Origin of the sequence: Sphingobium sp. Z007, assembly GCF_900013425.1 — a bacterium.
Lineage (GTDB): Bacteria > Pseudomonadota > Alphaproteobacteria > Sphingomonadales > Sphingomonadaceae > Sphingobium.
In genome coordinates, this window is sequence record NZ_FBXK01000004.1 from 1 (window position 1) to 23,981 (window position 23,981).

Sequence of the window (23,981 nt, forward strand, 5' to 3'; positions counted from 1 at the left end):
AGCGCGACGCAGCGATGCTCGCCCTCGCTCAAAACATCGCCCAAGGGGGCGGTGGGCTTACGAACGAGCGTCACCTTGAAACGTGGAATGCCCTGCGCGCTATTCTGCTGACGCAGCTCGACAGCCAAGCCCGCGATACCAAAACTCGCCACCTCGAGCGCGAACTGCGCGCGAAGCGCATCCGTGACGAGCGCCTGCGCGATCTCGGTGCTTTTGGTCGTAACACGATTAGTCGTGGTCTCGCGCTGCGCTAGCTCCAGCCCCGCGATCTCACCGCGCCGGGCGATCTCGGCAACCACATCATCCTTGATACCTTCAAGCCACTGGCGATCGGCAAGTTCTGTCTTTTCGGCGATCAGGGCAACGCGAGCCGGCGACCCCGCCTCGGCGACAAGCGCGGTGGACCGCGCCGCTACTTCCGCCACAAGGTCGGCGACTGCCTGCCGATCATAGTCGAGGGCAGGAGCGTCAAGCGAAAGCGTAGGGTCAGCATGGCGACGGCCGATCCAACGGTGTCGCCACCGTGCTACGATCAAGCGACCGCGCAAGTCATTTGCCACGGCATCCTGCCGTAGCTCGTCGCGTATGGTTGCCACGATGATCCGCGCCTCGCTCGCCGATATCGCGCGCCCCCGGAATGCGGCCAAGGCTTCTTCATAGGCGGCGCGCGCGGCTTCGGCGCGCTGCTGGCTATCATCGCGAACAAACGCCTCGAAACGATTGAGACGCTCGGCCGCTTCTGGCGCGAGCCCCTGCTGGCATAACACACATACGTCGTCCGGCTCGGTCGCGGGGAAAGGCCGAGCTGGGTATGCCTCGCGCTCGGAATAGGTTCGAGCGCTTTCCCATAGCGCGCTCCAGGCCTCGCCTCCGATCGCGGGCAGAGGTTCGTCACGGAACAAGGCTCCCGATGCCGCTTCGGCGGCTTGCCGCGCCGCCTCCTTCGCGGTGACAAGGCGGCGCAGAGTATTGGCGGTTTCGGGATTTAGGGCAGCGAACAACCGGTCCAATGCCGCGATCTGAGCATCAACTTTAGCCGTCAACGCGGCGAGCTGACGCGCGGCGCGCGCGGGATCACCGGCAAGGTCGGCTGTGAGCTGGGCGAGACGATCCAGCTCGGCCTGAGCCAACGTCGCGAGGGCTTCGACAGTGGCGGGATCGGTGCGAGCGGACAATCCGGCGAGGAGCCGGCCCACCGCGCTCGTTGGGCTGCACGTCGGCGTTGATATGGCCCGCGGAGTGCGAGTTTTGATCGTCGTGATTTCGCCGGCGAGCTTGTCCTTCACCGACTTGCAGAGCTGCGCGAGCGTCGCGAGCAACTTTAGCGGGAAGGGCGTGTAGGCTAGGTCGTTGGTTTCCTCGACGTGGATGTTCGCGCAACGTGAATCAAAGACGCTGACGGCGGTAAGGGCCGCATCCGCTGGAGTGCCAAGCTGCCACACACAAGAATGCTCGGCGGCTCCTATCGTATAGTCGATTGTCGCGGTGGGGACGCCCGGTGCCAGCTCGTATATGTCGGGAATGATGTCTTCGCGGTTGGGTGTCCGAGCGCGACACGCTTTTTTCAAAATCCGCGAATAGCCGGACTTCCCCGAACCATTATCGCCATAGATGACGGTGAGACCTACTAGCTGGAAGGCCAATCGCTGATCGGACGCCAAGGCGTTGACGTGATTCACGGTGTGAACGCGGCGGAGATTTACTTGGCCCTGGACGCGAGCGGGATCGCGAAAATGATCGGCTGTCACTGGATCGGCCGCCACAGCGCCCTTGCAAATCGCGACCAGCTCATCGATCTCCGCTGCGACAAGAGGAGTTCCTGTCGCTAACCGGCGCAAGGCGTCACGCTGCCAGCCGGGACTATCCACCGACCATGTGACTATGCTTGCGAGCGCCTGTGCTTCGGTCATCGATGTAAGCGCCTAGATTTTCGGCCCGCTGGTGCGGGTCTGTTGATTACACCTGACGCAGCTCGTCCAGAAAGCTCGTTAGGACATGCTCAAGGTCGGGAAACACGGGATGCTCGGCAAAGTGGCGCGTCAGTTCGCTCTCGATCGTTGTCGCTGATTTCGCGTCCACCTTGGACGCCTCCGCCCATTTGCGCCCTGGATGCATCGTATCCCACGGCGACCGCTTGTTGGCGCGTGTGGTCGCGTCGTCACCATGCTTGCCCAGCCCGTAGAGAATGTTCGTCTCGCTGTTCCATATCGGCCGGAACAGATGAATCAGATAATCCTCGGCCGCGGTTTGCCCGCCGCTCTGCACGACAAGCGAGCGGCACTCAAAGTCAGCCAGATCAAGCGTGGTCGTGGCCTTCGCGATATTCTTGCTGTGTTCGGTAAGGCGGCTCGAAAGCCGCGGCCCCTGCTCAAGCGGAGTACGCGCGTTGTTGATGGCCGGTGCTGCCTGCCCGACGTAAATCGGGGTCTCGGTGCCGCTGATCGCCGCGTAGGCGGGGAAAGGACCATTGTAGTAGATGGCATAAACGCCCGATCCGTAAGCGCGCGGAATTTTGGAGAGCGGATGGCGCGACTGCGCGACGAGCGCCAGCGCGACGAAGCGGCCGACAATCTTGGGATTGCCAGGATCAAAAACTGCGGTTGGCTGTCGGATCGGGTCGAGCGTGTTGAGGAAGGATTCCAGCTCCTCGATGACGCCTCGGATTTCCTTGTCGAGCGTGCGGCGGCGCTGCGACGACAGCTCCGTAGCGGTCGCCTGCTCGACAAGCTGGTCCAGATTCGCGCGCAGTTCGGCGATCGGTGATGGGGCGGGGGTCGGCTTGCGGCTCATGCGGCGACCAAATGCCTTGCGACGTTTTTCCCAACGGCATGAGCGAGCTGCACCGGGACGGCGTTGCCGAGTTGCCGCATGGCTTCGCTCCACGATCCGTGGAAGCGGAAAGCATCCGGGAATGTCTGCAACCGGGCGCTCTCACGAACACTGAAATAGCGAACGCTACCATCGGCGCGCCGAAGCATGTTCTCGCCTCCGGGCACCCCATGAACGCCCGCCTTGAGGGTCTTGCCGGCCTCATCGAGTGGGCTTCCGGTATGCCCAACATAGCTCCGTGCGCCGCCCTGAAAACGATGATTGAGGCACGCAGCGGCTAATTCTGGCTCTCGTTCCGGGTCGGGAAGGTCGCCAATCGCATCACGGACGGTCAACCAAGCCGCGGTTTGAGGTTTCTCCGCCAGAGCTAGCCCGCGCGCGTGAAGGCGGGCATCGATAACGCGGTGACGCTTTGCGACCTTATGCTGATCCCAATAGTCTCCTGATCGCACCTGTTCCCATAGCAGTGATTCCAGTGAGTGCGTCTCTTCCGGGAACGACCATTCGATACCAAGGTCCGCGCGGAAGCCGGCGAATACGACCCGCTCGCGACGCTGAGGAACGCCATAATTGGCCGCGTTCAATACGCGATACACGACATTGTAACGCAGCTCGTCCGAGCTGCCTTTAGCGGTGTGATGCCGCTCCAAGCGGACCATGTGATCCAGCCACGCCTCACCTGGCAGCGGCGTCAGCTCGGGATAAGTAAGCTGATGCACGATATGGGCGAGGTACGTGGCGAAGCTCGCCCTAGTTAGCCCCTTAACGTTCTCGAACACGAATGCTCGCGGACGTGTTTCGCGCACGACCCTCACCGCCTCTGGCCACATGTCGCGCGCATCGGCATGGGCACGATGCTTCCCACCAAGAGAGAATGGCTGACAAGGCGGCCCCCCCGTCACGAGGTCGATATTGCCCTCGTGGCGCCGGAAATCGACAGCCCGAATATCGCCTTCCGTGGGCAGCGGCCAATGCCCAATGCCGCCCACTTTGGCTTTGCGGTTTTCTCGGATCGTATCGCAGCACCAACGATCCCACTCGACCACCTGCGCGGGGCGGAACCCTGCTTGGCTGATCCCCATTCCAAGGCCGCCGGCACCGGCGAATAGCTCAATGGCCCGCATGGGGTCTCCCTTCGTCATCAAGAAATCCACGTATTTTGTTCTTTAATTGTTCCGTCTGCCCGCATTCGCATTCCCAGACAACCATCTGCCGCCAATCCTCGCGGTTGAGTGCTTCACGATTGCGCTCGTCCCGTTCTCGATTGCCCTCCAGCTTAGGCTCCCAAAAATTCTGGCGCGACTTCGGCATGCGCGCCAGTTTGCAGGCCGGGTCGGAGTGACGATGCCAGAAACAGCCATGCACGAAGATGACTTTGCGGCGGTTACGAAAAACGAGGTCCGGACTACCGGGAAGGCGCTTGTCGTGCAGCCTGTAGCGATAGCCCATGCCATGAACGAGACGACGAACAGTCATTTCGGGCTTGGTGTCTTTGCCGCGCACGCGGCTCATGCGCTCTGATCGCGCCGCCGGTGAAAGCGTGTCGGTCATCACGACACCTGGCCGGCGCGATGCTCGCGCAACACTCGCTGCACTGTTGATCGCGATACGCGGAAAAGGTTGGCGAGCTGCGCGGGGGAGCCTTGACCTGTCTCGGCCTTGGCGATGATTTCGGCACGTTGGGGCGCGGTGAGGCTCGGCCGGCGGCCAAGGTGCCGGCCCGCCTTACGCGCGTGAGCAAGGCCGTTCATGGTCCGCTCGCGGATCATGGCGCGCTCGAACTCGGCGAACGCGCCCAGCATCTGCGTCATCAATCGGCCAGGCGCGGTGGTGGTGTCGATCGCCTCCGTCAACGATCTGAACCCCGCGCCGGCGGCGGTGATCGCTTCAAGGGTAAATAGGAGGTCACGCAGGGAGCGGGATAGCCGGTCGAGCTTCCACACGGTCAGCACGTCTCCCGGCCCAAGCCGTTTCAACGCTGCCGCCAGCTCGGCACGATCACCTTGACCGCCCGACGCCTCTTCCTGGTGGATTGCATCGCACCCGGCGTCGCGAAGGGCGCGAAGCTGTGGGGCTAAGTCCTGGGAGTCGCCTCTGGATACGCGGGCATAGCCGATTTGCATGGTCCCGTTCTGACACGGGGTTGTGACACTTGCAAACCTTTGAAAACGCTAGGGCAGCGAGCTGGTGTCAAAACCGACCGGTTGCGACACCAAATATCGTTATTGTGGTGAGTTCGACCGACAGGGCCAAGTCTCGCTCATTGCGCGCTCTGCGCCCGCCATCATGTGCTTGTCGTGGAAGTAGGTGTTGACATCCGCCCAGCGCACATAGGCGGTCCGTAACCGATGACGATTGTAACGAGGTGGATCACAGACCCTCTGCTGGGCGATCATCATGTCAACTATGCCCTGGAGGTAAGCTCCGCAGCCCGGCTCGCCTGCCCGGCAGCTCGTGAGCAGCGCCAGACCCTGCATATCGCTTGGTGTTTCGTCTTGAGCGAGCGCGCCTGTAGGCGCCAGCGCGGCTGCGGCGAACAGCGCCGTCCACCAGTTCCGTGTCATAGGTCAGCTCCGTTGCACATTCGTTTTGTCCAATGCTGCACGGAGCCCGCGTGCGAGCTTCTGAGCATCGTCGTTCGCCCAGAAGTGCATGAAGAAGAGCCGGGGCTGGTCATCCAGCATGTGATTATGGAGCGCGGTCACCTCGATGCCGCCAGCGCGTAGCGCGCGGAGCACGGGATCGACCTCGGCCGCGGTGAGCACAAAGTCGCCGGTGATCGCCGCCCGGCCGGAGCCAGTCGGCTGAAAGTTGATCGCGGTCGCGGTGCCCATGGACGCTGGCGCGGGCATGCCGCCATCGCTCAGTTTCTCCGCGCGCGGAAAGCTGAACTGATACACGCCGCCGTTGGGCTTGCCCTTGCCATCCATCAGCCGGTCGAGCGCGGCGGTGTCGAGGGCGATTGGCGGCGACGAGCCCGCGCCAGCGGACGGCGGCTGCGAGTCCCTTGATGGTGCCGTCATCGGTGTACGGCTGGCGGCGAGCGCTTCGCGGAGGGCGGTCGCGAGCTTCACGGGGTCACCATGGCCGCCGATGTGCATGTACATGGTCGCGGGCGCGGAACGGAGCAGATGGTTGTGGAGCGCGGTGATCGTGAAGCCGGATGCCAGCAAACGGCTCATGACCGGATTTACCTCCTCATGCGTCAGCACGAGGTCGCCCATGATCATTACTTGGTCGCCCATGGGGTGGAACGCCGCCCAGGAGCCGAGGGCGAGCGCCGGCTTGATTGTCACACCGTCGAGCTGAACGTTCAGATCACTGCGGGGGAAGCCATAACGGCGAACACCATCGGGCTGCGTCGTTCCGGCTCGGCCAAGGCTCTTGTCCACGAGCGCCCACCTGTCGCGGTTCGCCTCGGGCGGTGCCGCTTGCGGGTTTGTCTGGGCGGCGGCTGGCGCAGCGAGCGCGATCGCCAGCGGGAGCAACAAGTGACGCAATGCTTCTCTCCTCGATCTCAATTGGTTTGTCGGCATGGGAAGCGTTGGCGTAGCGTCATCGTCACACCCGCCAACCGGGGCAGGTTGGCTGCATGACGGTTCTCTGCCGCCCACGCCAGGAAGATACGGCTCAGCTCGTCCGCTTGAACGCCTCGCCCGCAGATTCCGGCTTCGCTGCCGCCGTTGCCGAAAGCGGAAAGCGTCTCAGCGGCACCAGCGAGATACGCCTCGCAGCGGCCGTTCGCCTTCCTGTTCGTCTCGTCGGCACACGTCCGGTAGAACTGCGCTACCGTCTCATAGCGTGGTTGGGCCGGGGCAGACGAGGCCGCTGAGCACGGCAGCATGGCGGCAGTACCTGATCCAACGGCACGCATCGCGGTCTCCTCCTCCAAGTTTTAGCTCATCCAAGTAAACGATACAAGTGTACGTTCGTTGCGTCACTATGTTACAGGTGCTTCATGCCTGATGTTTCCTCGCCTGAGCCGCGCGACTGGCTGCTGCTGATCCCACAGCTTCCGTCCAAGCCCGCCTATCTGCGCGTGCGGGTATGGCGGCGCTTGCAGGCGATGGGAGCCGCCCCGCTCAAGAATGCCGTCCACGCGCTCCCTGCTCGCGACGACACCCGCGCGCTCTTCGAGGAACTCAGAGCGGAGATCACCGCCGGGGGCGGCGAGGCGCTGATCCTGGAGGCCCGGCTGGTCGAGGGGATGGTTGACGCGGAGCTTCGCGCCTTGTTCGACGCAGCCCGCGACGCGGATTACGAGGAGTTGGCGCGCGAAGCGCGGACGATCGCCGAGGCGGAATACGTGTCGTCAGCCGACGTTCGGCGCCTGCGTAAGCGCCTGGACGAGATCGCAGGGGTCGACTTCTTCGGGGCGCACGGACGGCAGGCGGCGGACGCCGCGATGACCCAAGCGGAGGGTCGCGCCGGCCGCCACCCCGACGTGAGCGGACCGGGAGCGCCGGAGCTGACGCCCGTGGAGCTGAAAGGCCGCACTTGGGTCACACGCCGTCACGTGCATGTCGATCGCATCGCGTCGGCCTGGCTCATACGTCGGTTCATCGACCCGAGCCCCAGCTTCAAGTTCGTGGATGGCAAGGACTACCAGCCCGAGCCCGGCGAGCTTCGCTTCGACATGGCGGACGCGGAGTTCACACACGAAGGCAACCGCTGCACCTTCGAAACGCTGACATATCGGACGGGGCTCGATGGCGATCAGGCGCTCGTTGCGCTTGCCGAGATCATCCACGACCTCGACATCGCCGACGACAAGTTCGGTAGGCCGGAAACCGCCGGCATCGCTGCGCTCATCAACGGCATCTGCGCGGGCACCGACGTTGACGTTGAGCGCATCGCCCAAGGGTCAGGCGCGCTCGACGGCTTCTACGCACATTTCACCAAGCGACGCGGCGCATAAGGGGAGCAGGACATGTCAAGCATCGAACATCCTGTCCCGGCGGGCGCGGCCCTGGATGAAGCCCGGCCGCCAGAGCTAAGTTATCCCGCGCTATTCCTGCGCTTCTTGCGCTTCGGCATGATGGCGTTCGGCGGACCCGTGGCACAGATTGCAATGATCCGGCGCGAACTGGTGGACGAGGAGCGCTGGATACCCAGCGACCGGTTCAACAAGCTCCTCGCGGTCATGCAGGTGCTCCCCGGGCCCGAAGCGCATGAACTCTGCGTTCATCTCGGCATCCGCGCCAAAGGACGGCTGGGGGGCCTTCTCGCAGGACTCGGCTTTATGTTGCCGGGCCTCGTGCTCATGCTCGCGCTCGCCTGGGCGTACACGCGGCTCCCGATCCAAGGAACGCTCCTCGGAGCCGCATTCCTAGGCGTCCAAGCAGCGGTGATCGCCGTCATTGTCCGCGCGGTCCATCGCATCGGTGAGCACATCTTGCTCGACCCGTGGCTGTGGGCCGCAGCAATTGCGGCGGCGGCTACATCGCTCGCTGGCGTCAGCTTCTGGATCGTGCTTCCGGCGGCCGGCGCGGCCTACGCGCTCGGCTCCACCGGGCGCTACGCCTTGGCTACGGTCGTGGTGTCTCTCGCAGTCGGCATGGCGGCCCTCACCTGGGGGGGAGGCCCGGAAGCCACGGGAGCCGCTGCCGGCGCTCTGGGACCCGCTCCCACCACCGCCGCCCTGTTCTGGGCCGGGTTGAAGGGCGGGCTCCTCACCTTCGGCGGAGCCTACACCGCGATCCCGTTCATCCGGAACGACACGGTGGGACGGGGCTGGATGACCGACGCGCAGTTCCTCGACGGACTTGGCCTTTCGGGCATCCTGCCGGCTCCGCTCGTCATCTTCGCCACTTTCGTCGGTTGGATCAGCGGCGGGCTCGCGGGCGCGCTAGCGATGACGGCTGGCATGTTCCTTCCCGCCTTCGCCTTCTCGCTCCTGTTATACGATCGGCTGGAAGCCGTGGTCGAGCACAAGCGGTTGCAGCTCTTCCTTGCTGGGGTGGCGGCCGGCGTTGTCGGCCTGATCGTGGTGACGGTCCTCGACCTCGCCCGGACTACGGCCGCGCGCACCCCGAGCCTAGTCGGCCCAGTCGGCCCGAAGCTGCGATTTTGGCCAGGTTGAAGAACGAACACTGAACGCTTGATTGATTCTACCAGGACCGTTGCTGACCACCGACCTCGTAGATATCGGCTTCCATGGAGCAATTGTAGCTCTCTGCGATGTTGAACATCTCGGAGAGGAGGCTTTGGATTTCCTCATCAAGGGAAATGCCATCCGGATCGGGGTCATAGGCGACGGTCAGTTTGTAATCACAATTGCCGTTTTTTACCATGGCGTAGTCGCGTTCCAGCATCGCCTCAATCCGCTCCCGAGCGGGTTTTCTACCTCTTCCACGCTTGTTGAAGTTCTCGATAATCAGATGCAGGGCGATGCTGGCAGTGGGCGGCTTTTCCGGCAGTTTGGTCTGTGACGGAATAATGTCGAGCGCCCGATAGACGGTCATTCGTGAGACCTTCAGGTCGCGGGCAACGCGGGCCTTGCTGGCGCCGGCGGCAAGGCGACGGCGGATTTCATCGTCATCGACGTTCTTCTTCCGGCCTTTGTAAACGCCTTCGGCGCGCGCCGCTTCGATCCCGGCGCGCTGACGATCCTTGATGAACTTCAGCTCCATATCGGCGACCATGCCGAGTATGGTGATGACCATTCGCCCCATGTCGCCCGCCGTCGTCACCTCTGGCTCAAGGATGCGCAGCGAAGCTCCCTTTTCATCAAGCTCATGCACCAGGTTCAGGACATCGCGCGTGGAGCGGCCGAGCCGGTCGAGCCGCAGCACGACCAGCTCGTCGCCGGTGTGCATAAACTGCATGATCGTTTCCAGTTCCGTGCGCCCGCTCCGCGAGGCCCCCGATCCGGTCTCGGAACGGATAATTTCGCAACCTGCATTCTTGAGGCGGCCAATCTGGATATCCAGATCCTGGTCCGTGGTGCTGACGCGGGCATATCCGATACGAGCCAAGTGCAAAATCCGTCACATTAGGGTGGCTCTTGCAGTGTATCGTCACATTGAGCGCAAACCCACCCTTTTGTGACAGACGAATGGTGTCACTCGGCCCTATCACTCTGGGGTGTACCCAAATGTTATAGGCCGATCAGCCGCCTCACGCTGCAAGCCGTCCAAAATCAATCCGGTCGTTCAGGTCGAGGTCGAAGCGGCCATAAGGGTTCACATGAGGGTCGTGCGGCTGAGCGGAACAGGAAAGTGTCGTAAGGGGCATTATTTTCTTTCAAAAGTCCCATTCGGAATTAGGTTGACGTAGCGGTCTGAGGCCGCCGTTTGCGACGGCGTCGGGCACGGAGAAATCGTAGCGCCCGAGGAAATTGATGTGACGCCAGGATATCGGCGAGAGTCGAGCGATATCGGCGGGCAGTGGCGGCGTCCCGGCCTCACTGAGTTGGCGCACGGTTTCTTGCATGTAGACAGCGTTCCAGTGGACGATGGAGTTGAGGGCGAGACCAAGGACGCCAAGCTGCTCCTCCTGGCCTTGACGCAGAGGGCTTCTGATTTCGCCCCGATCGCCGTGATGGACGCGCCGACCGAGCTTGTGGCGCAATTCCTGCCGGTTGAGCTGAAACAATATCCGCCGGCGGAACGGTCGATCGTCGATGTATCGCAGGATGTGCAGCGTCTTGATGATGCGCCCCAGTTCAGACAGGGCCTTGGCCAGGGTCGTTGGGCGGTCTTTGACCTGCAGCATGCGCATGACGCCCGCGGCCTTGAGGTGGCCGAGCTTGAGCGATCCGGCCAAACGGATCAGGTCGGCCCAGTGTTCCCTGATCAGATTGACTTTGATCCTGCCCCAGGCAATCTCATCGAATTGTCCGTAGCTCGCCTGGCGGTCGATGCGCCACAGCTTCGCGCCGCCGATGTCCGCCAGACGGGGGCTGAACCGGTAGCCCAAGAGCCAGAACAGCCCGAAAATGGCGTCGGAATAGGCGGCGGTGTCGGTCATGATCTCCAGAGGTTCGAGTTCGGTTTCCTGCTCCAGCAGGAGAGCCAGGACGACCAGGCTGTCGCGCAACGTGCCGGGGATGACCGCTCCGCCAGACCGCTGAACTGATTGGAAATCATGTTGTACCAAGTGACGCCGCGCTCCTGGCCGTAATATTTGGGGTTGGGACCGGCGTGTATGGCACTCGACGGAGCGACAAACCGCATGCCGTCCGCGCTGGCCACCTCGCCGGCGCCCCAGTGGCGGACGATATCCAGGCGACTGTGAGCGGCAACGATCGCAGCGTTCGCCGCGGCGATGGTCTCGGGCCGAATGAAATTCTGACTGACCCAAGAAAGCCGGTCGCGACGCAGAGCCGCAAATTCCGGGCGCACGACTGGCTCAAGACCGATGTTGCATGCGCCGCCGACCAGGGTCGCGCACAGGCTTATCTCGAAGTGCTCGACGGTCGCCTGACGCTCGCTCAGATGGGTAAAGGACTTGGCAAATCCGGTTCGCGCCATGACTTCAAGAAAGATGTCGGGCATCCCCGCCTTCGGCATGCGCGTTTGGACGGCGGCGCGAAGCGAACGAAGGCTCTCGGATTCATCAAGCTTGTCGAGGGGCGTGACCACAATCTGGGTCTTGTCGGCGACCGTCTCGAAACGCAGGTCCAGATTGTCGCCCGCGCGCCCGGCGACATGACGATATGCCTCATCGAGAAGGCGGGAGAGACCGTCGATCTCAGTGTCGGCTTCCAGAGATCGGCCCAGGGCGCGTGCTACCATCAATCTGGAATTGTGCCAGGACTCGCCCTCGAGCATCCCGCGCCGGGGATCCCCGTATCGGATGCCGGGCTTGGCGAACACGTCGCGACGCTTGATCGCGAGACGCCATGCATCGATGATCGCGAAGACATAGGCTTTCGGGTCTCTCACCCTGCCTTCATGATCGAGGGCATGTTGCCTCCACGCCTTTGGGATCGCGGCGGTCGGTGCGCCGCGCATCTTGGCGAGAGACGACCAGTCGTCCACGCCCTTGAGGTAGCTGATCGCGGCCTTGACGTTTTTGCCGCCCGGGGCGGCGTCGATCTCGATGCGGGTGGTGATTTCAAAGAACAATCGCCGGGCGCCCCGCCATTTTGTTCGCAGTTGATCATATGGCTTGGTCTCTGCGGGCTTGGCGATTGCCTCCACCTTGGACATGGCGGCCTCGATGTCGGGACGGGGCAACCGCTCGAAGAGCACGTCTCGCCATTCATTGAGGGGCAGCCCGTCGTCGGTCAAAACCAAGAGACCCATCGCGTGGAGCAGCATCGCTGCGCCATCGAGATCGCGCAGGCTACGCAGGCGGGCCTGCTTGTCGGCGGCTTCAGCCCCCTTCACCAAGTCGGCAAGCAGAGCCTCGGCCAGCTCGGCAGCGTCGTCCTGGGCCGCCGCTTCGAGCGTATGGAAGAGCGCGGCTACGGTCGCGGTTCGACGAGGCTCCTGAAGGGCAGCGATAGCCGAAGGCTTGCTGACGCGCGCCACCCGCGCGAGGCGCTCAAGGGTTGTGGCTGGAACACCCCGCGGTGGCGCCGGCCGCAGATTGAACGCCCGGACCGCATCGAGCCGATCAAGGTGGCGGAAGAGCTCGGTCGGCATGCGCTTGGAGGGAATGGTCCGCAGCGCGTCCAAGGCGGCGAACGTGGATGTGTCGCCATCGTCAAACAGAGCGGCGATCCGCGCGCGCTGGTCATCACTCAAGCTGGCGACCAGATGGTGCCAAAGTCTGGTCCGCGCACGATCGCGGATTCTGCCGACCAATCGCTCGACGACCGTGACGCCCGGCAGCAGCACCTTGTTGGCGATCAACCACGCCGCAGCTCGATCAATCAGGGGCCCAGGCCGATCGTCGCCGCTCCAACACAGGGCGTAGAGCCATCGGGTCAGTCGGAAACGCGCCAACGCGTTGTCGCCAAAGTCCGTGAAGCCGCAGTGCGTCCGGATGAGCGCGAGGTGCCGGATGCGCCGGCTTCCCGCAAAATAGCCATCCACGTCAGTGCCGGGTTCAAGAGCGAGTTGTTCGATCACGCCCGCCAGGACCGACGCTGGGATCTCGGCGGCCGAGACTGGAAATGCACCCAGAAACCGGGCGCTCGTCAGCATCACCCCAAAGCCGAGCCGATTGTGGGCGCCGCGCAGAGTTCCAATGAGGTTGCGATCGGTTTGGTCCAGATGGAAATATCGCGCGAGTTGGTCTGTCGACGGTTCGCCGTCGAAGCAGGCAAAGCCCTGACGCTGAGCGTCAGTGAGGTGACGGGTGGGCATACCGTGCGAAACTTCCAACTTTTGCGAAGGGGACGGCAGATGCCGATAAACAAGGCGAATTTCTTCGCAAAACATATGTGCGAAATAAAAGCATTTTGCAGTAACTTTCGCACGGTGCTTGGAGCGACCGCATGAAGCTTGGCTATGCACGCGTTTCCACCGAGGATCAGAACCTGGAAATCCAGCGCGATCGGCTCTCGGAGGCCGGCTGTGAGATGATGTTCGAGGAGAAAATATCGGGGGCCGCTCGTGGCCGCCCGAGCTTGAAAGTCTAATCGGCCACCTGCGCAAAGACGATGTTCTCGTCGTCGCCCGCCTCGATCGTTTAGCGCGATCCACCATCGAACTCCTGCACATCGCGGAACGCATCAAGGAAAAGCAGGCAGGATTACAATCGCTTGATGAGCCTTGGGCCGATACCACGTCCCCGTCCGGCGTGATGATCATGACCGTGTTCGCTGGGATCGCCCAGTTCGAGCGGGCTCTCATATTGAGCCGAACCGACGAAGGTCGAAAGGCGGCGATGGCGCGCGGCGTGGCCTTCGGACGCCCAAAGAAAATGCGACCCGATCAGGCTGAGCTCGCTCGCCAACTCGTACTCGAGGGCAAGTCCATCAGCGCCGTCGCCAGAACCTTTAACGTTCACCCGGCGACTATCTATCGCTGTATCGAACCAAACGGCTCCTTATGACACTTTTCTGTTCCGCTCAGCCGCACGACCCCATGACTGTAGATCAACGGCGTGAGACCACGATAATCTTCCGGCGTCATCCGCCCCGCCCACTTCGGCTCAACCAGTACGGTCTGAAGCATGCGGGTGTTCACATACACCAGCGACGCTTGCAGGAGGTGTAGCGCCAGAACGGAGATTTCCTGCTCATGGATGCGGTTGGTGGCGATCTCGCCGCCCTTGCCGAAGAACACGAAACCATTAGCGCCGTTCCAGTTCTCAACCACATTCAGCCCTTCGTGGATCTCGCGGCGGAATGCCTCCTGACGCAAATACCGGCATAGGAAGATTGTTTTGACCGCGCGGCCGAGTTCACTCAGCGCCTTGTAGGTCGGGTGCATCACTTCGGCTCTGGCAAACCGGAGCAGGATCGCTTCCGGATCGGCGGTGCGCGATTGCATGGCAGCGGCATATTTGACCATTTCGTCATATTGTTGCTCGATCTCGTCCCAGTCGATCGGGCTGGAGAGGATCGGCAGTAAATTGGAAAGCCGCGTGCGCATGCCGGCTTGGGGAAGGGCCAGTTTCTGGCGTGCCACTGCTTTCAGCCGCGGGGCAAGCTCAAATCCAAGGAGTCGGCAGAACGCAAAGCCGACTGCGCTCTGGCCGTGGCTATCGACGTACTGGCGCTGGATTTCCATGTCGGTGCAATGGCGTAGCACGCCTTCGATCATGGAGGCGACCTCCGAGGAAGAGCACCGCTTGAGCTGGGAATAAACGCAGGTCGCGCGCTTCTCCACATGCCAGTAGATCATGACGCCACGGCCGCCATAGCGGGCGTGCCATTCCGTCATCAGGTTGCGGTCCCACGCGCCGAACTTCGTTGAATCGGACGCGCATGCCGTGCCCGCATCTCCCCATACTGCGGCATTGCGGATTGCCAGTGTCGCGTTTGCTACCCGCGCGCACGCCTCCCTCAGCGCTGGCGCGTGGATGAAACGGCGATGGACATGCAGCAATTCCTCGTAACTGACATCGGGTGTTGCGCCAGCGACCCGCTTGAGCCCGGCGTTCGTGCCCAAGCCATAGAGACACAGCAAAAGACGCTGAGCCAAGGCTGCTTTCGACAGGGTAACCCGCGAGGCCGACGTTTCGAAAGCATCCATCAATCCCGTGTCCAGAGCAGCCTCTTTCAACACGTCCAGCAGTCCGGTCATCGGCCAGCGCTGACCGATCTCGCTTTTGATCGAAGCGAGACCCTTCGGTTCGGGCAAGGGCTTGAACGGTGTAATCGATATCCGGTTGTCGCCGCGCCACAGGAGCCGGACCTTGTCGTTTTGTGGAATATTGGCATTGAGGAGCAACAGTTCCCGTTCAAGCTCCTCCCGGATCGAGGCGCAAAACGCCTGCGCATCTGGCGTCAGGCTGAGGCCGGAATAGTACGCATCTCGCCTGATCTCGAAGTCCTTGGGAAGATCGTCATCGGGATTGCGATAGCGATCCGCCCCGACCACCCAGATTTCTTTGGAGCGGATGCGGTCGCGCAGTTGCGTCAGGACGCAAAGCTCATAGCTGATCCGGTTTACCCGCCCATCGTCATCAATGACGGAACTGCGCCATCGCGCTGGAATCACCTCATCGATCGGAACATCCTGCAATGGCACGAAGCGGCATCCGCCATCCACCTTGCTCCTGATCCAGTCGAGGGCCGCCAGGACCGGCCGCCACACCGCGTTGTTCGACCGGAACTCAAGTACGGAAAGCAGGCTTGGCAGCATGCGCCGGTAATGATTGGCCCAGGAACCACGCATCACCTTGTAGATGCGCCGGTCCAGAGCGCCCTTCGCATGGCTCTCCTTGACGATCGCCGCCAGCTTGGCCTTACCGGCGATCGGGAAAATGACATCGCAGATGCGCCCCGATGGTTCATTGATCGAGGCGCTGGCGATCTCGACCAGCAGGCGCTCCTTTCCATAGACCCGCTCGATGTCTTTCGCGATATCGCCCACCACCTTGCGTTTCGAGCGCGTTCCGATCTTGTGAACGGTTTCGATCAGCAGGTCGATCATCGCGTCAGTGAGTTGCGCCTCCCGCGACATTAGATAAATCGCATAAAGGCCGAGCTGTCGCGCCGGCGCATGCCGGCGCATCTCCGAGGCCTTTTCACCGGCAACGCGGCGAACAATCTGATCGACCCATGGCTTGCCCGTAGCCGTCAGGAGATCATGGGGAAGATCAAGTCTCTGGATAAAGGCGAGTTTCTCGGTCACGTCGAGAATGTTGTCGAGCGTTGCCTGTCCGGCGTCACCCTTCATCCTGTTGAATCCGGTCGAGCTGTCCGGATCGGCAAGCGAGGCTTCCAATAACGCCACCGCATCTGACGAAAGCCGATCACTGGCTCCGATCAGCCAGGTGTCCAGATAATCTTGCCGTTGTGAGCGAACGACACGTTCAAGCTCCTTGCGCGACGGCCCATAAATACGCCGGTCCCGGCACCACAGGAAAACATGCTCAAGCATGGCATTGATCGACTGGCCGCCCGGCACAGCTCGCCAGCAATCCATTCCGTCAATTGCGCGCGATCCACCCGCTTCATGCGGTGATATCCAAGATGGATCAGGATCTCCGCACAATGCCGTCGTGCTGTCCGACTGGAAAAGTCATAACCGGCTATCTCGCCAGCCTCGACACCGAGTTGCTCGGCCAGATACGAGAGGCCATCGGTAGGGATTGAGCCGGGATCGATCGCGAAAAACCCCAGGGAAGCGAAGAATTTCAGCTGCGCGGCGAGGCCAAGGCGCGTCAGGGCCGGCTTCGAATTTACAAAATCAATATCGGCAAAGCTCAGGCTCCATCGTCCGATCAAATCCCCGCCCGGAATACTCCGATCCATCAACCCACTCCCTATGATGGAGCGAACTGTCCTCTTCTATGATTTCCATCGTCAATACCGAATGCCACGTTCCCAAAACGTTCTCCGACTTGGCCAAAATCGCAGCTTGGGGCCGACTGGGCCTAGTCACCAGCGCGCTCATCTTCGCTGTCGCGCTCGGGGTCATGTACCGCTGGAAGAACAAGCTCGCCACGCCCGTCGTGCTGGCGATCGGGGCTGCGATCGGCGTGGTTGGCCTGAGCTAGTCGACAAGCCACCGCAGCCCAGAGCCTCACCATCTCTAGTCCAATCCATCAAGGGGAGCAGAGCCGATGAAGATGCCGGTCCTTCGACAAATGTCCTTTATGCTCGCTTGTGTCGGGAGCGCTTCCCTCTGTACTCCCGCTCATGCGCAGGACGACACGCAAGCATGGGGCGCAGTAATCGCTACGGGTCCAGTACGCGGTGACCTATTCCTGTGGCTTGAAACGCAGGCCCGTGCGACCGATGATGTCGGGGGAGGCAGCCAATTTATAGCAAGGCCGGCGATCGGCGCGCGGATCGCACGCGACGCTCACGCAATCGCCGGTTACGCCTACATTCGCACCGATCCTGCTAATGGCCAGACAGTCAATGAACACAGGCTCTGGCAGCAGGTCCAGTTCGCCGCTGTTCGGGGACGGGGCGGAGCTCCGCTGGTTATCAGCCGCACGCGGCTCGAACAGCGTATGATCGAGGGCCGAGAGGACACCGGATGGCGACTGCGCCAGTTCGTTCGGTTGCAGGTGCCGATTGCGCGCGAAGGGGCGGTGCAGGCGGTCGCCTTCACCGAGGGGTTCTTGAATCTGAACTCGACGATCTGGGGCGCTCGTGACGGGGTGGACCAGTGGCGCACTTTCGTCGGCATTGGTGTACCGGTCGCGCACCGGGTGCGGATAGAGCCAGGCTATCTGAACCAACGCGTGTTTCGACGGGGAGAGGATCGTACCAATCACGTGTTGAGTGCAACTCTGTTCGTCGGGCTTTAACAAAAGCACACAGGCACGGTGGTGAAGTCGGCAAGTTCGGTTCGCCGTCACAATCCAGCTGATTCCGGGTACTCTCCACGCCTATCGCTGCTCTTCCGGCTTTATCCTGATTGTACAACTCACTGCCTTGCCCGTCTTGATCGCGGCCTTCTCGCACCTTTCGATCATTTCGCGATTCGCCGTCACAATTTTATCGCCCGCGACGATCGCGCTAAACGCGGTCGAGCTGGCGCTCTGCATCATCCGCTGCCCTGCTTCCCAACGGGGAAGGTCGAGCGTCCGTGCCGCCATTCGCTCGGGCCATTGCCAGCTCGCCGGCGCGACCTCGCGCGCGACGAGGCCGGGCAGGATCGCCCATGCAAGGATGCCCGCCGCCGCGCCGCCCAGCCCGAACCATAGCTGCCGGTTCTTCTGGTCCGCCCGTGTCCATGCGGACCCGGCGACGGCGCGAAGCTCGGCCATGATGCGGGCCTTGTCCTCGCCCGCTTTGGCGAGCGCCGCCTGGTCCTCACGCCGTGCGGCGTTGCCCGCTGCGGCGATCCGCTGCGCCATCTGCTCGGGCGTCATCGCCAGCGCCGGACTCCGCGCGATCACGTCATTGATGACCGCGATCCGGTCGGCCGTGGCGTCCACGCCTTGCTGCATCCGCCCCAGCGTCTCGGTATAGTCCGGCACGTCGATATGCGCCCGCTCGGCCGCCAATCCCTCCACGGCACGGCGTAGCAACGCCAGCTCGCGGTCCTGGCCTTCTATGACGGCGCGCAACCGGTCGAACGCCTCCGCCGGATCGCCGCCTTCCTGAATATCGTCGTCCATCGTCACCTACCGGCTCATGCCACGGTCGCGGTCGCGGCCAATCGTGACCGACTGCGCCAGCTCGTTTGCGATCGACCGGCCGCGCTCCATTTTCAATTCCAGCTCGGGCGCGCGACGGTGCAAAGCAGATTCGAGCTGCGGGTCGCGTTGCAGCCCGCCCGCGATGCTCTCCATGCGCTTGCCGAGCCGCTCCGCACCCGCACGGTCGCCAGCACGCTCCATGCTGGCCCGCGCCTCCTTCAAGCCCTGCCACTGCTCCACGAACCGGCCCGCGCGTTTCTCCGGGTCGATGCGGACCTGGCGCTCCGCCTCCATCGCCTTGGCCGCGCCGCCCGTGTTCCCCTCGGCCGCGTCACGCGCGAGCCGGGGGTCGCGCTCGATCGCGCTGGCAAGGTCACGCGCGCCATGCGGCCGCACCTGGTCGAGCGCGTCGCCGGCCTTCGCCAGCGCCTGTTCCTGGTGCGCCAGCACCGGCAACCCCTTGTCCCGCATCCGGCCTATATCGGCTGCGGCGCGCCCATAGCGTTCGATCGCGCGGGCCTGCGAGGATGCCAGCGGCCGATCGGCCGCGACACGATCCGGCGACGTCGCCTTCTCGGTCGCCGGCTTCGGCCGGAATCCGTCGAACATGCCCCTGGCCTTGTTGCGGACCTTCTCCACCACCTGGCGCGCGAGTTCCGGGAACCGGATCTCGCGCCGATCGGCGAACGCGCGCGCCTGGTCCTGCTCGGGCCGGGCATAGTCACCCGCCATGTCCTTGCCCCGGTCGCGCGACAGGGCGCGGACGAGCTGGCGCTGATCGGCGAAGTCATCGCGGCCATAGTGGAGCTGCACGTCGTCGCGGTGTCGCGACATGCCGACATAGGCGCTGTGCCGGTCCATGCCGGGGGTGGCGAGGACATGAGCACGATCGACTGTTACGCCCTGCGATTTGTGGAACGTCGCCGCATAGCCATGATCGACATGGGCATAATCCTTGGTGTCGAAGGCAACGCCGCGCCCGTCATCGAGGCGCACCGCCATGCCCTCGGGCGATACCCGCTCGATCGTCGCAAGCGTGCCGTTCTTGACCCCCATGCCGCGCTCGTTGCGCAGGAACATGATGCGGTCGCCGGTCGCGAACTGCCGCTCGCCGCGCTCGGCCTTCACTGTCACGTCGTCGCCAATGTCGCCGGATGCGCGCAACCGGTCGCGCGCCTCGCCATTGAGGCTCTGCACCTCGGCATTGGTGTGGGTGAGGATGATCCGGCTTTTGCCCGGCTCGGCCTGACGCGCCCGATCCCAGCCGTCGACCAACTCGCCCCGCGCCGCCTCGCGCGTGTCGGCCGCGTGGACCATGCCGTTGCCGCCATAGGCATGGATCGCCTCGCCGGTGCGCCCGGTCGCCAACGCGCGGGTCGCATCACGCTGCCAGTCCTCGCGCTGCCGGCGTATCTCGGTGATCTCGGCCGCGCCGTGGCGCTCGGTGACGCTGCGGAACGCCGCGCCCGCCTCGATCGCCTGCAACTGCTCGGGGTCGCCGACCATTACGACCTTGGCCCCGGCATCGCGTGCCTGGGACAGCACCCGCTCCATCTGACGCGAGCCGATCATACCGGCCTCGTCCACCACCAGCACGTCCTTGGGACCTAGCTGCTCACGCCCCCGCCCCCATGCGTGTTCAAGGCTGGCGATGGTGCGGGACTGGATGCCGGACCCACCCTCAAGATTCTCGGCCGCGATGCCCGACAAGGCCGCGCCGCGCACCGTGTAGCCCTGCCCCTCCCAAGCCTCGCGCGCGACGCCAAGCATCGCAGATTTACCGCTGCCGGCATAGCCGACGACGGACGCCAGCCCCACGTCGCCGGTAACATGATCGAAGGCGTCACGCTGCTCGGCCGACAGGACAAGACCACGCCCCTCGGCCGCGCTGATCGCGGCGTCACGCTGCCGGTCGCCGACGCCATGCCCGATACGGCCTGCCAGCTCGTCGCCGGCACGCTCAAGCCGATTCTCCACCGCGATCATATCGCGGGAAGTAAACCGCTCCTGGTCGCGACCGTCCTTCCCCAACGCGACCAGCTCGGGGCTGGCGCGCACCGCCCCCATCACCTGGTCGAACTGCTCCTTGCCGTCGCTGTGTCGGAACGCGAACGTCGCAAGGTCGCGGGTGGTGAACGTGGCCTGCTGCCGCATGATCGCGTCCAGCGCGACATTGGGGTTGGCGATGATCTTCTCGCCGTTCTCGCGGGCGATGCGCGTGTGATCCTCGATCCGCTCCGCCTCAAGTCCCTGCTCCGGCCGGCGCGATGCTGCGGGTCCGATCTTGTGTTGCGGCTCCAGCCCGATCCCCTGCGCCTCATAGGAGCGATGATCGATCCGGCCCTCAAGCCCCAGCTCGGCCATGCGCTCGTTGACATGCGCGCTCCACGCCTCGCGCCAGTCCTTCAGCAGCTCGGTGCTGTTCCAATCCCGGTTCTTCTTCCCGAACCCCTCCGGACCGACTTCGCGCATCGTCATCATTACATGCGCGTGCGGCTTGGGCGTGTCGTCCTTCGCCTTGTCCCAATGCACGTTCAGGTCCGCGACCATCCCGCGATCGACAAACTGCTTCTTCACGAAATCGCGGGCGAGCTGGACGCCCTGCTTCTCGTTCATCTCGCGCGGAATCGAGAACTCCACCTCGCGGGCAAGCTGCGCGTCCTTGCGCTTCTCGCCTGCCTCCACCTCGTTCCACAAGGTTGTGCGGTCGTTTAAACGCTCCGGTGCGCCCTCTGGCAACATCACCTCGGAGTGGATCACGCCCGCCTTGTTGCTGAAATCGTGATCGCGGTTCAGCCGATCATCGTGCAGCTCGGACGCGGAACGATAGGCGGCGCTCGCAACCGCACTCGATCCGTTCGCGCGGCTCACAACCTTGGCGGAGAAGTGGTAGATCGCCATGACGCTCCGCACACTGCCCTACTTAGCGCACGTCGGCAACGACGTATAAGCGCGCACTCATCCTCCGCTTCGCTCCTCCTGACTGACTTGGTGCTGCTTCCTGATCGTTCCGGCTTTACCCTCAAGCTGGGTGCGCTAGAATGCTGGTTATCAATGCACGGAAGGGGGAAGGCGATGCGGAAGGTTCGCGATTACGATGCCGAGCTGAAGGCGCTGGACGACAAGGCACGATCCCTCAAGGCGAAGCGGGTCGAACAGTTGGGCCAGCTTGTCGCCGCAACCGGGGCCGATGCGCTCGATGCGGAAACCCTCGCCGGCGTGCTGCTCGATGCGATCGGATCGAAGGATGCGGACGCGAAGGAGGCATGGCGCGCGAAGGGCGCGGCCTTCTTTCAACGGCGCGGGCGCAAAGGTGCTGGCGCTGCTGCAATCGACGGATCGAGGACTGCGGCTGAACCGGGCAGCGACGCTGCGGGCGGAAGCGGCGGAACGACGAACGGATAGTAGGGGCTGGGTCGTGCAACGTCGCGAACGGACACGCCACCTGATTGAGCTGGGCGGGCTGGTCCAGAAAGCCGGCCTGGTCGATCTGACCGACGACGATCGCGCCACCCTTTACGGCGCGCTGCTCGATCTCGCCGGGCGTGGTCGCGGCGACGATTCCAGCGACGTGCTGGCGCTGTGGAAGCGGCGCGGCAAGCGGGCGTTCGACGCGGAAGCGGAAGGGAGCGAAGCGCCATGAGCGATTTTGATATCGAGGCGATCCGCCGCCAGGTCCGCGCGATGGATTTCGTGCGCGGCACACCGGCGGAAGTCGCCATGTGGCACGAGGACATGGCGGACTCGCGCGCCAACCTGGTCATCGAGAATATGGTCCCGACGCCTAACGACGATGCGTTTTTCGCGATGATGCTGGATGAGGGCGTGCCCCCTCCCCTCGTCTCGCAAATCCTGCTCCGGCTGCTCGATCATCCCGACGCCGATCGGTCCCTGCCGGTCACGCCGATGGAAGCGCACTGATGCCCAGGCGACGGATCAGCCCGCTGTTCGCGGTCTTCGTCGCCTTCGTGGTGCTGATGGCGAGCAACGCCTGGCTCAAGAGCATTTTCGGTTATGGCGAGATCGCGACCGACATTCCGTTTCTGCTGGCCGGCGCGATCCTGTTCCTGGCCTGGCGCTTCAACCGACGTGCCGCCAACCAGCGCAACGATCTGCTCGGCTCCGCTCGTTTCGGCGACCGTACCGACGTGCGGAAGCTGGAGGCGAACGGGGATCTCCTGATCGGCCGCTCGGCGAAGTCGGGCAAGCTGCTCCACTACGACGGCGCGGCGCATCTGCTGACGATGGCACCCACCCGCTCGGGCAAGGGCGTCGGCACGATCATCCCCAACCTGTTGCTGCTCGATCGCTCAGTGATCTGCATCGACCCCAAGGGTGAGAATGCTCGCGTCACCGCCCGGGCGCGTGCCGCCAAGGGAAAGGTCTGGTGCCTCGATCCGTTCGGCGTGTCGGGTCAGCCCCCTGCCCGCTATAATCCGCTCGACCGGCTCGATCCCGCCAGCCTCGATCTTGCGGAAGATGCCAACACCCTCGCCGACGCGCTGGTCCACGACGCGCCGGGACAATCGGGCGAAGCCCACTGGAACGAGGAAGCCAAGGCGCTGATCGCCGGGCTGATCCTGCACACCGTCGTCCACGAACCTGCCGATCGCCGCGTGCTGGCGACGGTGCGTGACAAGCTGACGCTGGCCCCTGCCGGTTTCGCCGCGCTGCTGGCCGATATGCAGGACAGCGCCGGCGCCGGTGGCCTGATCGCCCGCGCCGCCAACCGCCAGCTCGGCAAGTCCGACCGCGAAGCCGCCGGCGTGCTGTCCTCGGCGCAGCGCCACACCCACTTTCTCGACAGCCCGCGCATCGTTGCCAGCACCGCCGCATCTGATTTCACCTTTGCCGAATTGAAGGACACGACCGCCACCGTGTTCCTGTGCCTGCCGCCCGATCGGCTCGATACCTATGCCCGCTGGCTGCGACTGCTGGTGAGCCAAGCTGTCACCGACATGGCGCGGTCCACCGCCCGCCCTGCCCGGCCCGTGCTGTTCCTGCTCGACGAGTTCGCCGCCCTCGGCCGCCTCGAACCGGTCGAGCGCGCGATGGGGCTGATGGCGGGCTACGGCCTCCAGCTCTGGCCCATTCTCCAGGACATGCACCAACTCAAGGCGACCTATGGCGAGCGCGCCGGCACGTTCATGTCCAACGCGGGCGTGATCCAGACGTTCGGGGTCAACGATCATGCGACCGCCGACATGCTCTCGCGCACGATCGGCGACACCACGATCGAATATGATACCGTCAGCACGTCGCGTGGCACCGGCTGGGGTGAAAACCGCGCCGGCCCCTCGGAAAGCATCAGCGGACACGTTTCTGCCCGCCGTCTCGCCACACCCGACGAAATCATGCGGATGCGGTCCGACCAGCTCCTGCTGCTGCGCCAGGGCGAACATCCGCTCGCGGTCGAGAAAATCCGCTACTACGACCAGCGTGAGTTTGCCGGGCTGTTCGATCCCGCGTGATTTGAGCCCCGCTGG

Annotated in this window: 21 protein-coding genes and 2 pseudogenes; 9 read left to right on the plus strand and 14 right to left on the minus strand. The window is 63.6% G+C overall.

Features of this window, described 5'->3' with window-relative positions; translation table 11 throughout:
- The 8 genes from CEQ44_RS07675 to CEQ44_RS07710 form a co-directional block, all read right to left on the minus strand.
- Nucleotides 1-1,910, minus strand: a 1,910-nt coding sequence (locus CEQ44_RS07675; protein ID WP_179212566.1) for a hypothetical protein, incomplete at its 3' end; no start/stop codon positions are given.
- A gap of 46 nt (nt 1,911-1,956) precedes the next feature.
- Nucleotides 1,957-2,790: an Eco29kI family restriction endonuclease gene (locus CEQ44_RS07680; protein WP_088183011.1), complete on the minus strand. Its 834-nt coding sequence runs from the start codon at nt 2,788-2,790 to the stop codon at nt 1,957-1,959.
- Nucleotides 2,787-3,953 carry a DNA cytosine methyltransferase gene (locus CEQ44_RS07685; RefSeq protein ID WP_088183012.1) on the minus strand — a complete coding sequence of 389 codons (1,167 nt, stop codon included), beginning with the start codon at nt 3,951-3,953 and terminating at the stop codon, nt 2,787-2,789. The genes CEQ44_RS07680 and CEQ44_RS07685 overlap by 4 nt, the downstream gene beginning before the upstream one ends.
- Nucleotides 3,940-4,380, minus strand: a complete 441-nt coding sequence (locus CEQ44_RS07690; protein ID WP_088183013.1) for a very short patch repair endonuclease — start codon at nt 4,378-4,380, stop codon at nt 3,940-3,942. Before CEQ44_RS07690 ends, CEQ44_RS07685 begins: the two co-directional genes overlap by 14 nt.
- A complete protein-coding gene (locus CEQ44_RS07695) occupies nt 4,380-4,952 on the minus strand; it encodes a recombinase family protein (protein ID WP_088183014.1) in 573 nt (190 codons plus the stop codon). The genes CEQ44_RS07690 and CEQ44_RS07695 overlap by 1 nt, the downstream gene beginning before the upstream one ends.
- A 99-nt stretch (nt 4,953-5,051) precedes the next feature.
- Nucleotides 5,052-5,393: a Rap1a/Tai family immunity protein gene (locus tag CEQ44_RS07700; protein WP_088183015.1), complete on the minus strand. Its 342-nt coding sequence runs from the start codon at nt 5,391-5,393 to the stop codon at nt 5,052-5,054.
- 3 nt (nt 5,394-5,396) lie between these two features.
- The gene (locus tag CEQ44_RS07705) at nt 5,397-6,365 is read right to left on the minus strand and encodes a DUF1259 domain-containing protein (protein WP_066707249.1); all 969 of its coding nucleotides are present in this window, start codon (nt 6,363-6,365) and stop codon (nt 5,397-5,399) included.
- Nucleotides 6,347-6,703 (minus strand): Rap1a/Tai family immunity protein, encoded by a 357-nt coding sequence (locus CEQ44_RS07710; RefSeq protein WP_144036355.1) that lies wholly within the window; start codon nt 6,701-6,703, stop codon nt 6,347-6,349. Before CEQ44_RS07710 ends, CEQ44_RS07705 begins: the two co-directional genes overlap by 19 nt.
- 84 nt (nt 6,704-6,787) lie before the next feature.
- On the opposite strand from CEQ44_RS07710, the gene CEQ44_RS07715 reads away from it, so the two are divergent.
- Nucleotides 6,788-7,747, plus strand: a complete 960-nt coding sequence (locus CEQ44_RS07715; protein ID WP_242122069.1) for a chromate resistance protein ChrB domain-containing protein — start codon at nt 6,788-6,790, stop codon at nt 7,745-7,747.
- 12 nt (nt 7,748-7,759) lie between these two features.
- On the plus strand, nt 7,760-8,911 hold the full coding sequence (chrA, locus tag CEQ44_RS07720) for a chromate efflux transporter (protein ID WP_088190888.1): 1,152 nt from the start codon (nt 7,760-7,762) through the stop codon (nt 8,909-8,911).
- A gap of 28 nt (nt 8,912-8,939) precedes the next feature.
- Here chrA and CEQ44_RS07725 read toward each other — a convergent pair whose 3' ends face one another.
- Nucleotides 8,940-9,806 (minus strand): recombinase family protein, encoded by an 867-nt coding sequence (locus CEQ44_RS07725; protein WP_006953933.1) that lies wholly within the window; start codon nt 9,804-9,806, stop codon nt 8,940-8,942.
- Nucleotides 9,807-10,074: 268 nt separating this feature from the next.
- Nucleotides 10,075-13,088, minus strand: a pseudogene (locus CEQ44_RS07735) (Tn3 family transposase).
- A gap of 131 nt (nt 13,089-13,219) precedes the next feature.
- Between CEQ44_RS07735 and CEQ44_RS07740 the strand changes: the two are divergent.
- Nucleotides 13,220-13,779: pseudogene (locus CEQ44_RS07740) on the plus strand (recombinase family protein).
- On the opposite strand, the gene CEQ44_RS07745 reads toward CEQ44_RS07740, so the two are convergent.
- Both CEQ44_RS07745 and CEQ44_RS24980 read right to left on the minus strand, forming a co-directional pair.
- Nucleotides 13,746-16,277 (minus strand): Tn3 family transposase, encoded by a 2,532-nt coding sequence (locus tag CEQ44_RS07745; protein WP_256960031.1) that lies wholly within the window; start codon nt 16,275-16,277, stop codon nt 13,746-13,748. The pseudogene CEQ44_RS07740 and the gene CEQ44_RS07745 overlap by 34 nt on opposite strands.
- Entirely contained in the window at nt 16,163-16,651 is a 489-nt protein-coding gene (locus CEQ44_RS24980; protein ID WP_256960032.1) for a DUF4158 domain-containing protein, read from the minus strand. Before CEQ44_RS24980 ends, CEQ44_RS07745 begins: the two co-directional genes overlap by 115 nt.
- Before the next feature lie 89 nt (nt 16,652-16,740).
- Here CEQ44_RS24980 and CEQ44_RS24355 point away from each other — a divergent pair, with 89 nt between their 5' ends.
- Complete coding sequence (locus tag CEQ44_RS24355) at nt 16,741-16,896, plus strand: hypothetical protein (protein WP_176401111.1); 156 nt, start codon at nt 16,741-16,743, stop codon at nt 16,894-16,896.
- A 66-nt stretch (nt 16,897-16,962) separates the two neighbouring features.
- Complete coding sequence (locus CEQ44_RS07750; protein ID WP_083956696.1) at nt 16,963-17,658, plus strand: DUF2490 domain-containing protein; 696 nt, start codon at nt 16,963-16,965, stop codon at nt 17,656-17,658.
- Between the two features lie 81 nt (nt 17,659-17,739).
- Here the strand turns inward: CEQ44_RS07750 and CEQ44_RS07755 are convergent, their stop codons facing one another.
- Both CEQ44_RS07755 and traA read right to left on the minus strand, forming a co-directional pair.
- Nucleotides 17,740-18,474, minus strand: a complete 735-nt coding sequence (locus tag CEQ44_RS07755; RefSeq protein ID WP_088184517.1) for a DUF6118 family protein — start codon at nt 18,472-18,474, stop codon at nt 17,740-17,742.
- Between the two features lie 6 nt (nt 18,475-18,480).
- Entirely contained in the window at nt 18,481-21,396 is a 2,916-nt protein-coding gene (traA, locus tag CEQ44_RS07760; RefSeq protein ID WP_088184516.1) for a Ti-type conjugative transfer relaxase TraA, read from the minus strand.
- A gap of 174 nt (nt 21,397-21,570) precedes the next feature.
- On the opposite strand from traA, the gene CEQ44_RS07765 reads away from it, so the two are divergent.
- The 4 genes from CEQ44_RS07765 to CEQ44_RS07780 are packed head-to-tail and all read left to right on the plus strand — an operon-like array spanning nt 21,571 to nt 23,966.
- Nucleotides 21,571-21,900, plus strand: coding sequence for a conjugal transfer protein TraD (locus tag CEQ44_RS07765; RefSeq protein WP_066707240.1), 330 nt, complete (start codon nt 21,571-21,573; stop codon nt 21,898-21,900).
- Nucleotides 21,901-21,913: 13 nt separating this feature from the next.
- Entirely contained in the window at nt 21,914-22,138 is a 225-nt protein-coding gene (locus CEQ44_RS07770) for a conjugal transfer protein TraD (RefSeq protein ID WP_066707237.1), read from the plus strand.
- Entirely contained in the window at nt 22,135-22,416 is a 282-nt protein-coding gene (locus tag CEQ44_RS07775) for a hypothetical protein (RefSeq protein WP_066707234.1), read from the plus strand. Before CEQ44_RS07770 ends, CEQ44_RS07775 begins: the two co-directional genes overlap by 4 nt.
- Nucleotides 22,416-23,966, plus strand: a complete 1,551-nt coding sequence (locus CEQ44_RS07780; RefSeq protein WP_088189745.1) for a type IV secretory system conjugative DNA transfer family protein — start codon at nt 22,416-22,418, stop codon at nt 23,964-23,966. Before CEQ44_RS07775 ends, CEQ44_RS07780 begins: the two co-directional genes overlap by 1 nt.
- The last annotated feature ends 15 nt before the right edge of the window (nt 23,967-23,981 follow it).